Genomic DNA, 14,574 nt, shown 5'->3' with positions numbered 1-14,574 from the left:
CACTTAGCATGAAAATAACTGAAAACGATATAGAACTTTGGGCAATTGAGGAACTTGCTTACCTTGGTTGGAACTATATTCATGGTGCTGTTATTGCGCCTGATGGAGAGGAACCAGAACGTAACTCTTTTAGTGATGTAATTTTGAAAGGTCGTATACAAGAAGCCATTGCCCGGAACAATTCTGAAATACCTAAGGAAGCCCAAGATGAAGCTTTAAAGTATATAGAACGGTTATCTTCTCCTGAACTTATGGTCAATAATCAAAACTTCCATGAGCTATTAACGGAAGGTGTACCTGTGGAATATCGTAAAGATGGTATTCAGCGTGGCGACCGGGTTCAGTTGGTCAATTTTAGTAATCCAAAGCAAAACGATTTCTTGGTGGTAAATCAATTTACCATCATTGAGAATAACAATAACAAACGTCCTGACCTGATTCTGTTTGTGAATGGTTTACCCCTGGTCATATTTGAATTAAAAAATGCTGTTGATGAAAATGCAACTTTGCATTCAGCATTTAAGCAGATTCAAACCTATAAAGACACCATACCAAGTCTATTTACATTCAATACTTTTTGTGTGCTGTCAGACGGAGCTGATGCAAAAGCAGGTTCATTATCGGCTGGATACTCTCGTTATCTAGCATGGAAAACAAGTGATGGACTTGAGGAAGCTTCTTCACTAACAAGCCAATTAGAGGTATTGATTAAAGGTTTAACTAATCCTGATACTTTATTAGATTATATACGTCACTTTATTGTTTTTGAAGAAGACAAACATATTGATGCCTTAGGGATTGCTACTATTAAGACGATAAAAAAAGTAGCTGCCTATCATCAATACTATGCAGTTAACAAAGCAATTGAATCCGTAAAGAAAGCGTCAGCTGACAATGGTGACCGAAAAGGTGGCGTTGTGTGGCATACACAAGGAAGTGGTAAGTCACTTTCAATGGTTTTCTTTAGCGGTAAATTGGTTTTACAACTTAATAATCCAACCATTTTAGTAATTACTGACCGTAACGATTTAGACGACCAATTGTTTGATACTTTCGGCTCATCAAAACAACTGTTGCGCCAGGTTCCCATACAAGCAGAAAGCAGAGAACATCTAAAAGAATTGTTAAAAGTAGCCTCCGGGGGAATTGTATTTGCAACTATTCAAAAATTCCAACCCGAAGATGGTTCAAATGTTTATGAGCAACTTTCTGACCGTACAAATATTGTAGTTGTAGCTGATGAAGCCCACCGAACACAATACGGTTTTAAACCAAAATCTATTGATGTGAAAGACGATAATGGTAATGTGGTTGGTCAGCGTTTGGTTTATGGTTTTGCCAAGTATATGCGCGATGCTTTGCCAAATGCAACCTATTTAGGTTTTACGGGTACTCCAGTTGAGTCCACCGATGCAAATACTCCTGCCGTTTTTGGTAACTACGTTGATATTTACGATATAGCACAAGCCGTTGAAGATGGTGCTACTGTTCCTATTTACTACGAAAGCCGATTGGTAAAAATCAACCTTTCAGAAGAGGGTAAACAACTTGTCGAAGAGCTTGATGAAGAATTAAACAGAGATGAACTAAGCGAAACTCAGAAAGCGAAAGCAAAATGGACAAAGGTAGAAGCCATTATAGGTAGTGAAGCTCGTTTAAAGAAAGTAGCCGAAGATATTGTATTTCATTACGAGGAACGTACCAATAGCGGTATTGAAGGTAAAGCTATGATTGTTACTATGAGCCGACAAATCGCTGCTGACTTGTATAAAGAAATCATTAAAATACGCCCACATTGGCATGATGATGATTTGGATAAAGGTGTGCTAAAAGTAGTGATGACTGCTTCTTCATCCGATGGTCCAGAGCTAATGAAACATCATACATCAAAAGACCAACGAAGAGCATTAGCCGACCGAATGAAAGATACCGCCGACCCGATGAAATTGGTAATTGTTCGGGATATGTGGTTGACCGGATTTGATGCACCAAGTATGCATACTTTATACATTGACAAACCAATGAAAGGTCACAACCTGATGCAAGCCATAGCAAGGGTTAACCGTGTATATAAAGATAAACCGGGCGGTTTGGTGGTCGATTATTTTGGTATTGCCTCTGATTTAAAGAAAGCCCTTTCGTTCTATTCCGATAGTGGTGGTAAAGGCGACCCGGCAGAAGCACAAGAAAAGGCGGTTCAATTAATGTTGGAAAAGCTTGAGGTGGTTTCGCAAATGTACTCAGAGAATTGTTCTGCTCAACATACTGATTATTCCATGGCAGCCGAGCCTAAAGTTCCTTACGGTGAAGGATTCGCCTATGAAAACTATTTCGATGCCCCAGTAAAGCAGAAGTTAGAACTCATTATTGCTGCGGTTGAGCATGTGCTTAGTTTAGCGGATGGTAAAAATCGTTACGTTAGAGAAGTGACAGCTCTCTCAAAAGCCTTTGCTATTGCTTTGCCTCACGATGAAGCTATGGATGTCAAAGACGAAATAGCATTCTTTCAGGCAGTCAAAGCCCGAATACAAAAGCTAGATATGGGAGAAGTTTCAGGTGGTAAAACCGATTATGAAATTGAAACCGCAATTAAACAAGTAATTGATGAAGCAATAGTTTCGGAACAGGTAGTTGATATTTTTGATGCAGCAGGAATTAAAAGACCGGAATTATCTGTATTGGATGATGATTTTCTTGAGGAAATGAAAGACATGAAGCATAAGAACCTTGCTTTGGAAGTCCTTAAGAAACTACTCAATGATGAAATAAAGGTAAGAGCCAAGCATAATATTGTTCAGAGCCGTACCTTAATGGAAATGTTAGAATCATCCATTAAACGCTATCAGAATAACTTAATCACCGCTGCCGAAATCATTCAGGAAATGATTGAACTGGCAAAAGAGATAAAGGAAGCTGATAAACGTGGCGAAAAAATGGGATTATCAAAAGATGAGCTTGCTTTTTACGATGCTGTATCATCAAACGAAAGTGCCAAAGATATGCTTGGTGATGAAGTGCTTCTAAAACTTGCAAGGGTGCTTGTTGAACGTGTTAAAGCCAATGCCACAATTGACTGGACGGTTAAGGAATCTGTAAAAAAGAAGCTGAAAGTAATCGTAAAAAGAACGCTTCGCCAATACGGTTATCCACCGGATTTACAAAAGTTGGCAATAGAAACAGTATTAAGTCAGGCGGAAGCTTTGGCTGAATTTTGGAGTGAGTAATAGTACAACAATAAAAAACATTTAGCTCATACAATTTAATTGATGGAAATTGATTGATTTTAACCGGATTGAATTAATATTAATGAATAGATATATAAAGCATTTGTGTGAATTAATAGTTCTCACTGTTATTGTAATTAATTTCGATAAAGCAATACAAGTGGTTTTAGACAAAACCATTGTGAAATTTTGGGATACATATTTAAATACAAACTTCTTCTTAGAGTATTTTGTAATTCTTTGTGCTGCAGTATGCATTATTAGATTGATTATAAAATTAAATAAAGGCTATGTTGTAAACGGTTCGTTAGCACGATTTGTCATATACTTAGCATTAGTATATTGTTATTATAGCTTTTACTCTGATGCATATGTATTTAATCACTTTGGTTTCTGTAACAATGTTTTTTTACTAGATATTATATTAGTCGTAGGGTTTTACTTTCTTGTTTTGCAGGGATATAAAGAGTGTAAGTTGCATTTTGTTACTTCGGATAGATTCAATAAAAATAGAGATATTCCATTAACAAGTAGTGAATTTGACACCCTTGACAGAAAATCCCATGCTCAAAATTTAGCAAGAGACTTACATAATATTGGGGATTATAATGTTGGAATAGTTGGTGCTTGGGGAGAAGGTAAAACCTCATTTGTAAATATGATACTAGATGAGCTTAATTCACTTGATAATATAGTAACAGTGAGATTTAATCCTTGGCAAAGCAAATCGCCGGATCATATAGCCAAGGATTATTTTAGGACTCTAAAGATATGCCTTAAACCCTATAGCGGAGAGATTTACCCAGAGTTAAACAAATACTTGGATATACTCTTAAATACAGAAAAGAATGCAGTAATTAAAGTAACAAGACAGTTGAGTTCTGTTATTACATTGGAACAACAAAAAGAGAAGTTTGTAAATGAAGCTCTCAAGAGAATAAATAAGAAAGTAGTTGTTTTCATAGATGATTTAGATCGATTGGACAGCAAAGAGGTACTTGAGGTTTTTAAACTTATTAGGAATACTGCTGATTTTACATCTGTTACTTATATTGGTGCATATGATAGAAATTACTTAATTAATTCAATCTCTAAGATAAATAGCTATAAACCAGAGGAATATTTAGCTAAAATATTTCAATCAGAGTATGTATTGGCCCAATATGATGAATTTAGGAGAGTTGAAGTTTTTATAGAATTGTTAAAGGAAAGATTTTTGGAAGGTAGTGAGGAGTATAAATTGGTTGAAGAGATACAAGGAGACTTTGTAAAAAGTAAGTCTAAGTGGGGATGGTTTATAAGGTTAATAACTAACATGAGAGATGTAAAACGGATGGTTGATAGTTTCTCATATGCTTTTCCAAAAGTATGGGCAGATGTGGATTTTTATGATTTTGTTAATTTATATTGTATTCGCACTAAGTACTTTTCCTTATATGAAATTCTGAAATCAAAAAAGCTTGTAAAAGTAATGTATGGTGGTGTTCATGTTTTTGATTCCAGTTTAGTTGAAGAAAAAAAGATTGATATTCCTGACGAAGTTAATGAATTGCTTAAAATTTTATTACCACAGCAAGAAACCAATTCATTTAGTTTATTTCATAAGGATGAATCAAGTAGTTTTTCTCTTGCTATAAATTTCGAAAGATATTTTTCTCCTGATTTCTATAAGAAAATGCCAAGAGCAACATTTTTAAAATATAAGAATTATGGTAATGAAAAACTTAAAGAAGAATTTGCTGAATGGTATATTAAAGGGTATTTACCTGAAATCTATAGTTATTTACAAATTGAAACACTAGATGAGCTTTGGGCTGTTCAAGAGTATGAAAATTACACACAATTATGGACTTTAACTATTGCAAAAGCAAGTGGATATAGTTACAAACCATTTTTTGATTTATTGACCTATATTGAATGTCAAAGTGTTGCAAATAAATTTTTCGGCAATGATTTAATTGCATTAAAGACTTTTTGGGAAAAACTGCTCAAAAGTATAATAGATTACAACTGTTTAAGAACTATATATTACTCTTTTATCATTGGTTATGACAAAGATCCTGATTATCGTAATCTCTTTTCAAAAAAAGAATTGCAGATACAGATATTGTATAAACTGAAATTATGCATCAACGAAATTACTTGTGAAGAGGAAAATACAAAAGAAGTTTTTAATAAGATTACAGCTTTGTACTATGGTTGTTTAGACTATATAAATAAAACTAATAACCATATAATGCTCTTAGCTGAAGTTAATAGATTAATGAAAGATTATATTTTAGCATTTCCAAAACAATATTTAGAACACTACATTAGGCCATCGGTAATACCGGACGATGGAATAGGTAGAGTTGGTGATCCATTTACAGAACAGATATTTGGCGATCCGAATATGAAACATAGGGATTACATTGCATACAGAAAAGAAGCACATGATATTATTAGCTTCATGGCCTATAGAAGCGAAGAAGACTATAGTCTTCTAAAAGAATTCATGGAAAAATATAGTATGAATAAATATGGGGCTATAAAATTTGAGAAGTACCCAAAGCAAAATTTCAGTAAAGAAAACTGATAATAAGATTAATCCTAAACTATATTCCAAGTAAAATAAAACAAAAGCTACAACTAAAAATTTCTTTAAATCTCAATATAAAAAAAATAGCCAATTCCAACCAATTCCAGCTTTCAATAGCCAAAATCAGCCAAATCCTCACTTACAGCGTAATATATGTTTGCTCCTATTATGGAAGCAGACACAAAAAAAATCTTAGGTACATTGTAAATATGCGGTCTGCTACATATTGCAAAGTAAAAAAATGCTCCAATCCAGATGTCGATTTGAGCGTTGGAATTCTCTAAGTTTTACTGGAATCTTTTGGAATTAATCGAAATTAGTGGGTGTTTTTTGGAATATTCTGACAACTATTAGACTTTTTCCAATTGACCAATTATTTAGGAACACCAATTTGTAATGCTGTTGTCAGCCATTTAGTAATGATTATATTTGTACACGGATTGAAAACGAACGTCATGGAAGTGATAATTATAGAGGATGAGATTTTGTTGGCCGAGGAGTTGAAAGAGGAGTTGGTGGTTCTAGATCCCTCCATTAAGGTAGTGCAGCAATTTAGCAGTGTGGCAGATAGTGTAAAGTGGCTAAGCAACCATGTGTGCGACCTTATTTTTTCAGACATTGAATTGAGTGATGGGCTTTCTTTTTCTATTTTTAAAACGCTGGATATCACCATACCGGTTGTTTTTACAACGGCTTATGATCAATATGCCATCAAAGCTTTTGAAACCAATAGTATTGGTTATATACTTAAGCCGGTGGAAACCAGTGATTTGAAAAAAGTATTGGATAAGTATTGGCAGAATCAATTCAATAATCAAAGATTGGATCAGTTGGTGGATCAGCTAACTGGTATTCAGGCGCAAGGTAAAGCTACTTCTTATTTAAGTCGTTTAATTTTGTCCATGGGAAATATTCAAAAGCCGGTGTCTGTTGATGAAATTGTATGTTTTATGGCCGATGATCGCTATTTATTTGCTTATACGCAGGAAGGAAAGAAGTATTATTATGATGCTACACTGGCTCAGTTAGAGAAGGAGTTAGATCCCGAATGTTTTTTTAGGGCGAATAGGAGGTATTTTATCAATAAGCAATTTGTCAATGAAATTAAGACCATGAGCCGTAGTCGTTTGGCGATAAAAATGACGGATGAGGTGAAAGATGAGATTGTGGTGAGTTATTCGCGGAGTAAGGAATTTAAAGCATGGATTGTTAGCTGATGTATAGGATTTTGTTTAATAGGTGGAATGTGGTTGCTTTTGTTTTATTGGTGGCTGTTTTTTTTATGGGTACGTATTGGATTCGAATGGAAATGCACCAACAATCCAATGAGGTAAGTCAGTCAATGGTTGTAGGAAGTGCCAGAGGATACCAAAAGTTTCTGGATCATTATTTTGAAAGTTATAGTCTTACATTGGCACAGTTACATCATTTAAAAAAAACGTCAAGTCACAGTGGGCAAGATAATTGGAGGCAGTTAAATTCGTTACTTCAAACCGACAGTACAATTGTGGCTGTGGGCATCAGGGAGGATCAGAAAGATTGGGCGTTTCAATCCGAGGATATGGAAGTGCCATTGGCAGAATTGTTTGAAGAGTGGAAAGCATATATGGGCCCAACAATAAATACCCTTATTCTGAAGGAGCGTTATTTGTTGATTAGAGGGCCAGAATCAGCCTATACGGAATGTATGCTTATTGATTTACATCGTTTGCATCAAAAGTTTATCTTGGATAATATATATACTTCGGTTTATCAAATTGTTTTAAATGATCGGGGAGAGTGTATTTATCATCCAGACATTGAGAAGGTAGGTAAAAAATATTTTTTGCCGGATTTTTTATTTACTGATGGACATTATAACAATCGTAATTTCGATACTTTACATATCACGCAATCTGCCTATTTGCAATTACCGGTTTATCGAAAATACAGTCCTTTACAATTCAACGGCGAAGAATGGCTTGTGTTAACTGTTGTACCCGGTTTTGAGATAAAAGATATGATTGCTGAACAGGAGCAGAGCATGATATTTTTATTTATATTATTCATCATCACCTTATTGGGAATATTGTTGTTCGGTATTATTCATTGGAAAAGGGAGTTTTTATTGAGATCTTCAGCCGAACAGAAAAATCTGAATCTATTGCTGAAACATGAAAAACAAAAAAGTGAGACTTTTTCTATTAAGTTGGAGCTGTTGAGATCGGGATTGAATTCCCATTTTATGTTTAATTCTTTGGGGACGGTAAAAGCCTTACTGAGTAAGCACGATAAGGTGGCGCGTGGTATGCTGACTGATTTGTCGCATTTGTACCGGTATCAGTTACGTATCGAAGGGGAATATATGGTTACTTTGCGCGAAGAACTCACCTTTACACAAACCTATGTAGATGTGATAAATTTAAGAATGAATTCATCCATCAAAGTAGAGATCATAAATCTGGCCGATTATCTGGATTACAAGGTGTTGCCCATATCTTTGCAGCTATTGGTAGAAAATTGTATCAAACACAATATTGCCTCCGAGCATAATCCCTTGGTTATTACGATTAAGGTTATGCATGATCGAATTTATGTGGTCAATGAGTTGCGTCCTAAAGCAGCCATCGTGGAAACCAGTGGAAAGGGGTTAAAGAACTTAAATGCCCGGTATGCTCTTATAACGAAGCAAGAGTGTACCTTTAAGCAGGGAAAAGGAAAGTTTATTGCTTCGATGCCTTTGATTCATTAAAAATATGGATCTTAGCTATACTTACACTTTATTTTATTCTTACCAAGCCTACTTTTCATATTATACTCACTGAATAGATTTACGTTTTCACTACATGTAATTGCCAGTTCACTGAATAGGCTTTGTTAAATACTTAAAAAGCAAGTATTCTTGTTCCCTACTTTTAACTCTTATATTTAATGAAGATTATTCAAGTTATCATATTTTGTTGGGTTGTTTTGGGGTCAATGGGAGTTTATGCCCAAATAAATTACCAATCCCCCATTCCTGAGAACCCCAAAGTTGAAGAGAATACATTGTCCAATGGATTAACTTATTATTTGCAGGAAAACGCAAAACCTGAGAACCAGGTTCAGGTGCGTATGATTATTAGAGCAGGTTCTATTCTTGAAACAGAGGAACAAAGAGGTTTTGCTCATTTTCTGGAGCATATGGTTTTTAATGGGAGCAAACATTTTCCTGATAACTCTTTAATAGATTACCTGCAGTCAATAGGCGTGGAGTTTGGTGCCGACGTAAATGCATACACAGGCTATGATGAAACCGTTTATATGCTTCCGCTACCCAATGCAAAAAAGGAAACCTTAGACAGTGCTTTTTTGTTTTTGGGTGATATATTATCGGGTTTAACATTAAGTACCGAGGCCATAGATAATGAACGTAATATAATATTGGAAGAGTGGCGAACTACCATTGGCTTAAATCAACGATTAAAAGACCAGATGTATCCTCTTTTGTATAAAGATTCGCGTTATTTACACCGTAGACCCATTGGTTTAATGGAGGTGGTTACTCAAAAAGGAAATGATGAGGAACTACGAAAATTTTATCGTTCATGGTACCGTCCCGAATTGACCAGTATTGTTGTGGTGGGTGATTTTGAGAAAGAAGAAATGGAAAAGCGTATCGTAGCCACCTTCGGTTCGATGGATAATGGTGATCATGCACCTGAGAGAGAATATTATACAGTGCCGATGCATGATGGCACGTTGGTGAAGATTATTAAAGACAAAGAAATTACCAGTACATCGGTAAAAATAATCAATAAATTTCCGCACCGCGAAGAAAAAACACTGGGAGATTTGAAGCGCAGTGTGGTTAATATCATATACACCTACCTGGTAAATCAACGATTAACAGATCTTACACAGCAAAAGGGAGCGCCTTATATGTATGCCCAATCATATGCAACCAGTGCGGCAGGTAAAACAGATCGTTATATGTCTTTAGCCACTACCAAAAGCGATCAGATTATTGAAGGTACTAAAGGTTTGATGCGAGAATTGTTGCGGATAAAGAAATATGGTTTCACGCAGGCAGAGTTGGATCGCAAAAAGGTCATTTTGCATAATGATTTTGAGCAAATGGCAAAAGAAGAGGGAAAACAAAGCTCAGCTCAAATTATGGATGCCATATCTAATCATGTGATCTATGGAGAAGAAAATACCAGTATCGCTTTTAAAAAGGAATTTGTACAAAAGGTGTTAAAGGAATTGACTTTGGAAGATGTTCAGGAATTAGTGAATCACTATATAAATTTATCAGAAGATAATCGGGTGATCATTGTCACGGCCCCTGAAAATACAGTAACACCATCAGAGGAGGAGCTGTTGGTGGCATTACGAAGCGTGGCCGACGAACAGATCTCACCCTACGTAGATTTAGATGTGGACGAACCTTTGATGCATGATTTGCCAAAGGGAGGGGGCATAAAAAATGAAACATTTTCTGCTGCGATGGGTATTACAACTATTGAATTTACCAATGGAGCAAGTATTGCTTTAAAACCAACAGACTTCAAAGGAGATGAAATCCGTTTTTCTTCTATGCGGGAGGGCGGTTACTCATTGGCTTCATTGGAGAATTTTGACAATGCCTCCATGGCTTCTGTTTTGGTATCGCAAGGAGGTCTGTCTAAGTTTAACGCTTTGCAGTTAGAGAGAATTCTTTCGGGGAAACAAGTGTATGTAGCACCGTATATTAACAGATATAATGAAGGGGTAACCGGATTTTCATCCAATAAAGACTTTGAGACGCTGTTACAGCTGACTCATTTAATTTATACGAAACCCCGTAAGGATGTGGATAAGTTTGAGCAATTCATCGAGAACAAAAAAGAATATAATCGAAATGCTCTAAATAGTCCAGATTCTTATTTTACCGATGAGGTGAACAAGGTGATGATGCAAAATAGTCCAAGAACGGCAACTTTGTTAACTCCAGAGAAGTTAGATAAGATAAACTTTGATGAGGCTTTTGCGTTTTATCAATCACGTTATAGCTCCGCATACGGAACCCGCTTTTTTATGGTAGGTAACTTTAATGTGGATTCAGTGAAACCTCTATTGACAAAATATTTGGGAAGCTTGCCCGGAAAGAAGATACCATCAAAATATATTGATCATGGTATTCGTCCTCCTAAAGGAGCACATAGGTACGATTTTCCAAGAAATATGGTGGATAAATCAAAAATGCTGATGCGTTTCACCGGTAAATACCCGGAGTCGCAGAAGGCACGAATTGAAATGGGGCTTTTAAGTGATATTTTAACCATTCGATTGAACCAGAAATTAAGAGAAGAGATTGGAGGCGTTTATTCGCCTTATGCATCTTCTACTATTTTACAGCGACCTTATAGTTGCTATAGAATGGACATATATTTTACCTGTGCGCCCGCCAATCTGGACACCTTGGTTAGAGCTACCTTACATGAGATTGATGCGATGAAGAAGGGTATATCTGCTGAGAATTTAGACAAGGTAAAAAAGGCATGGCTCAAGAATCGTAAGGGGTCGTTACAAACCAATGGTTACTGGCGAAGAGTCCTTGAAGATCAGTGGACAAGAGGAGAAGATGAACAGGATTTTGAAAAGTTTGAGCAGCAAATACAAGATGTAAGGGCGGAACAATTGAGCAAGTTGGCGCGGAAATATTTAAATAGAAAGAATCATCTTGAATTTGTGCTGAGTCCACAACATTAAGCAAGTATTTTAAAGATATTTCAAATGATGAATTTAATAATGAGACACATTAAAAAATACGTATCTCTTTTTACACTATTAGTGGGTTTATGGTGCTGTTGTAGTTTTTCAGCAGGAGCGCAAGAGATTAGAAAAGTTGAAGGTATCGTTACTGATGCGGAGACGGGAGAGACTCTGATTGGAGTGGCTGTAATTTTAAAAAATACCACATCAGGCGTAATCACCAATTACGAGGGACATTATAGTTTTGGAGGACTGGTTTCTGAAAGCGTATTGCAGTTTTCGTATGTTGGTTACGAGACCAAGGAAGTAAGGGTTGGAACCAGAGCTATTATTGATATTCAGTTAGAATCTGTTTCACACGATTTAGACGCAGTGGTGGTCTTCGGAGAGAATCAGAAGGATGTTCGTATGATTACCGGATCGGTTGGAAAAATTGATACCAAAGTATTTTCCGCGGGAACACCCGCCGGTTCTTTCGATCAATTGCTCCAGGGACAGGTGGCTGGCTTAGCTATTCAATCCAGCGGTGAGCCTGGAGAAAAGGCAACGATACGTATTCGAGGTAATAATTCGTTGGGGATCAGAGCAAAAGATGATGCTGAGTTGGTTTCGGCGAACAGAGCCAATGAACCATTGTATATTTTAAATGGATCGCCCATCACTTCAGATGTTTTTAGTACCATTAATCCAGATGATATTGTGGACATACGGGTGCTTAAGGATGGATTATCCACTGTTGAATATGGAACAAGGGGAGCCAACGGAGTGATTGAAATTAAAACCAAACGAGGTATTGTTGGGAAAACAGTTTATAATGTGCGTTATCAACATACGGTAAAACCGATCTCCGATTTGGGAGGAATCAGTTTAATGAAATCATCAGAAAAGCTGGCCTTGGAACGAGAGTTGGAAATTGTTTCGGGATTGGGATATATTTATTCACCAGCACCCGGTGATTCCGAAGAGGAGATTTTTATTAAGAATAAAAGATATCAGGAACTGGAATCTAATAATACCAACTGGTTGAAAGAATTGTCGCGTATAGCACAGGTAAAAGATTTGCAACTTAGTATTTCAGGTGGGGCAGATGATACGCGTTATTATTTGTCTACCAGTTATTATGATGAGCAAGGCGGCTATGATGCCTCATGGGCGAAGCGTTTTACCACACGTTTTAATTTAGATCATAACTTAAATGAGAATGTCTCTATTGGTTTTGATTCATCTGTAGGACGTAGTAAGCGCTCAAAATCAACGACATCACCCGCTAGTCTTATATATACCTTGCAGCCCTACGAAACAACAGCTACTACCGATTTTATTGCACGAAATCCAATTTCAATCAGTGGACAATACTTTGAGGATCCATTTGAGGAATTGAATGGACGTTATTCAGAACTGACTTCGTGGAGGGTGGATCTGAATACAAATTTGAATTGGGCCGTATGGGATGGTCTTAATTTGAATGCAAAAGTTGGAATTACCTATAATGATGGAGAAAATAATACGGTTACTTTGGCAAATAGACTGGTAGAGGAGGCCGGAAAGATCAAGGGCGCAGGAGCTTTTGGAAAGAATGAATCCAAGTCATTCATATCCAGGGTGAATTTGAGCTTTGATTATAACAAACATATAGGCGATCATTCTTTTTCTTTGAGTGGAGGATCGGAATATATTCATACCAATAGCTGGGGATTTGGTTTTAATAGTATTGGAATATCGGATAAGGTAGACCCTGAAATAGGGGTTAATCCGGATGCAACGGTTTCCACTTCAAAATTTTACGATGCCTTGCTGGGCTTCTATGCACGGGGTAATTACAATTTTAACTCTAAGTATAACCTGACCGGCTCTTTTCGTTATGATGGGTCTTCTATTCTTCCCGAAGATAAGCAGTTTGTTCCTGCTTGGGGGGTAGGTGCAGCCTGGAATGTGCAAAAGGAAACTTGGTTTGCTCCTCTGCACATCTTCGATCAATTTAAGCTACGAGCTTCATATGGTGTTAATTATAATTCTGGCGGTATTCGTCAAACATTGGGATTGCCATTTTATGATTTTACCAATAGTGATACTTATAGAGGTGAGCGTGTTATTAACCTGGTGGAGTTCTGGAATTCTGATTTGAAGTTCGAAAGAGCGAAACAATGGAGTTTAGCGCTGGACTTTGGCCTTCTTAATCATCGTATCTATGGAACCATAGAAGGATATATAAAAAATACGGATGATTTGTTGGCTACCGTTGATATACCGTCTTCTAATGGCTACTCTTCGCTATTACGTAATATTGGTAAGTTACGAAATAGAGGTATAGAGTTGCAGTTGAGTGCCGTGACCATTCGTACCGATGATTTTCGTTGGACCACCAGTGTGAATTTTGCTTATAATGACAATGAAATCACTGACTTATATTTACAGGACGAAATTAAAGTGGGTACTGAAGGTTATTTTAAAGTAGGAGAAGCCATTAATTCGGCTTACGTGAAACATTGGGCAGGAGTGAATCCTGTAAATGGAGTGCCCATATATTACGATGAGAACAAAAGGTTAGTCTCTAGTGGGGTTGCACCCCAGATGACAGGCTTTGGTACTTATACGCATCCGGTGAACGGGGGGCTTACGAATATTTTCAATTACGGCGACTTAGAGATTTCTACATTGTTTACATATGCTTGGGGAGGTGTGAATTATAACAACCTAAAAGCAAGAATGATTAGTAATGTGAAAAATGGGGAGATTCCTTATGATGGTTTTATGGATGATATTTGGTTGAATCCGGGTGATGAAAAACCCTTGCCTTATCCAAAGTTCTTCTCGGATACCAGTGTTAATTCTTTATTTGTTGAGAATGCTTCATACGTGCGATGGAAGAATATTATTGTTCGTTACAACCTGGGTGATCATCTTAATATCAAAGGAGTCTCGGCGTTTAATATTACAGCACAAGCAAATAACTTATTAACAATTACAGCCTATGAGGGTATTGATCCTGAAATTTCAGGTATAGGCCAACCTTTGCCTAAATCGTTTACTTTAGGATTGGATGTTACTTTTTAAATG

Annotated in this window: 6 protein-coding genes; all 6 read left to right on the top strand. The window is 36.6% G+C overall.

The genetic code is table 11. The annotated features are described in order from the left end of the window. Nucleotides 1-8 precede the first annotated feature (8 nt). The 6 genes from CYTFE_RS0108675 (at nucleotide 9) to CYTFE_RS0108650 (ending at nucleotide 14,571) form a co-directional block, all read left to right on the top strand. Nucleotides 9-3,224 (top strand): type I restriction endonuclease subunit R, encoded by a 3,216-nt coding sequence (locus CYTFE_RS0108675; protein ID WP_027471484.1) that lies wholly within the window; start codon nucleotides 9-11, stop codon nucleotides 3,222-3,224. 82 nt (nucleotides 3,225-3,306) lie between these two features. Continuing rightward, complete coding sequence (locus CYTFE_RS0108670; protein ID WP_027471483.1) at nucleotides 3,307-5,799, top strand: KAP family P-loop NTPase fold protein; 2,493 nt, start codon at nucleotides 3,307-3,309, stop codon at nucleotides 5,797-5,799. 458 nt (nucleotides 5,800-6,257) lie between these two features. Next, nucleotides 6,258-7,019 carry a LytR/AlgR family response regulator transcription factor gene (locus tag CYTFE_RS0108665; protein WP_027471482.1) on the top strand — a complete coding sequence of 254 codons (762 nt, stop codon included), beginning with the start codon at nucleotides 6,258-6,260 and terminating at the stop codon, nucleotides 7,017-7,019. Beyond that, nucleotides 7,019-8,533: a sensor histidine kinase gene (locus tag CYTFE_RS0108660; RefSeq protein ID WP_027471481.1), complete on the top strand. Its 1,515-nt coding sequence runs from the start codon at nucleotides 7,019-7,021 to the stop codon at nucleotides 8,531-8,533. Before CYTFE_RS0108665 ends, CYTFE_RS0108660 begins: the two co-directional genes overlap by 1 nt. A 179-nt stretch (nucleotides 8,534-8,712) precedes the next feature. Beyond that, nucleotides 8,713-11,514, top strand: a complete 2,802-nt coding sequence (locus tag CYTFE_RS0108655; protein ID WP_027471480.1) for a M16 family metallopeptidase — start codon at nucleotides 8,713-8,715, stop codon at nucleotides 11,512-11,514. A 24-nt stretch (nucleotides 11,515-11,538) separates the two neighbouring features. Further along, entirely contained in the window at nucleotides 11,539-14,571 is a 3,033-nt protein-coding gene (locus tag CYTFE_RS0108650; protein ID WP_044262686.1) for a SusC/RagA family TonB-linked outer membrane protein, read from the top strand. Nucleotides 14,572-14,574: the final 3 nt, after the last annotated feature.

Origin of the sequence: Saccharicrinis fermentans DSM 9555 = JCM 21142 (assembly GCF_000517085.1) — a bacterium.
Taxonomy (GTDB): domain Bacteria; phylum Bacteroidota; class Bacteroidia; order Bacteroidales; family Marinilabiliaceae; genus Saccharicrinis; species Saccharicrinis fermentans.
The sequence above is the reverse complement of the archived record's forward strand: the minus strand, read 5'-3'. Positions and strand labels throughout refer to the sequence as shown.

Excerpts from the sequence above, each read along its gene's own strand:
- CYTFE_RS0108675 (WP_027471484.1), top strand. The coding sequence starts at position 9 with ATGAAAATAACTGAAAACGATATAGAACTTTGGGCAATTGAGGAACTT.
- CYTFE_RS0108670 (WP_027471483.1), top strand. The coding sequence starts at position 3,307 with ATGAATAGATATATAAAGCATTTGTGTGAATTAATAGTTCTCACTGTT.
- CYTFE_RS0108665 (WP_027471482.1), top strand. The coding sequence starts at position 6,258 with ATGGAAGTGATAATTATAGAGGATGAGATTTTGTTGGCCGAGGAGTTG.
- CYTFE_RS0108660 (WP_027471481.1), top strand. The coding sequence starts at position 7,019 with ATGTATAGGATTTTGTTTAATAGGTGGAATGTGGTTGCTTTTGTTTTA.
- CYTFE_RS0108655 (WP_027471480.1), top strand. The coding sequence starts at position 8,713 with ATGAAGATTATTCAAGTTATCATATTTTGTTGGGTTGTTTTGGGGTCA.
- CYTFE_RS0108650 (WP_044262686.1), top strand. The coding sequence starts at position 11,539 with ATGATGAATTTAATAATGAGACACATTAAAAAATACGTATCTCTTTTT.